Below are 804 nucleotides of genomic sequence, written 5' to 3' on the forward strand. Positions count from 1 at the left end.
ACAGGAGACAGGCCGTGAGCTTGAGGATCGTTGTCTGTGTGAAGTACGTGCCCGACGCGACCGGTGACCGGCGCTTCGCGGACGACCACACCACCGACCGGGAGGGCGTCGACGGCCTCCTGTCGGAGTTGGACGAGTACGGCGTGGAGCAGGCGCTGCGGATCGCGGAGGCGCACGGCGACGCCGAGGTGACGGTGCTGACGGTGGGCCCGGACGACGCGAAGGACGCGCTGCGCAAGGCCCTGTCGATGGGCGCCGACAAGGCCGTCCACGTGAACGACGACGACATCCACGGCACCGACGTGATCGGCACCTCGGCGATCGTCGCGAAGGCGCTGGAGCGGACCGGGTTCGACCTGGTGGTCGGCGGCATGGCGTCCACCGACGGCACCATGGGCGTGCTGCCCGCGCTGCTGGCCGAGCGCCTGGGCGTGCCGCAGCTGACGCTGCTGTCCGAGGTCACCGTCGAGGGCACCACGGTCAAGGGCCGGCGTGACGGCGACGCGGCCACCGAGCAGGTCGAGGCGCAGCTGCCCGCCGTCGTCTCGGTGACCGACCAGTCGGGCGAGGCCCGCTACCCCTCCTTCAAGGGGATCATGGCCGCGAAGAAGAAGCCGGTGCAGTCCTTCGACCTGGACGACCTGGGCATCGACGCGGAGGAGGTCGGCCTGGCCGGTGCCTGGACCGCGGTGGAGGCCGTCACGGCCCGCCCGGCGCGCACCGCCGGCACCGTCGTCAAGGACGAGGGCGAGGGCGGCAAGGCGCTCGCCGCCTACCTCGCCGAGCAGAAGTTCATCTGACCCG

General features: G+C 71.8%; 1 protein-coding gene. It reads left to right on the plus strand.

Features of this window, described 5'->3' with window-relative positions; translation table 11 throughout:
• Window positions 1-14: 14 nt before the first annotated feature.
• Window positions 15-800: an electron transfer flavoprotein subunit beta/FixA family protein gene (locus IE329_RS40005; protein WP_190215988.1), complete on the plus strand. Its 786-nt coding sequence runs from the start codon at window positions 15-17 to the stop codon at window positions 798-800.
• Window positions 801-804 lie beyond the last annotated feature (4 nt).

This window comes from Kitasatospora indigofera (assembly GCF_014655955.1).
Lineage (GTDB): Bacteria > Actinomycetota > Actinomycetes > Streptomycetales > Streptomycetaceae > Kitasatospora > Kitasatospora indigofera.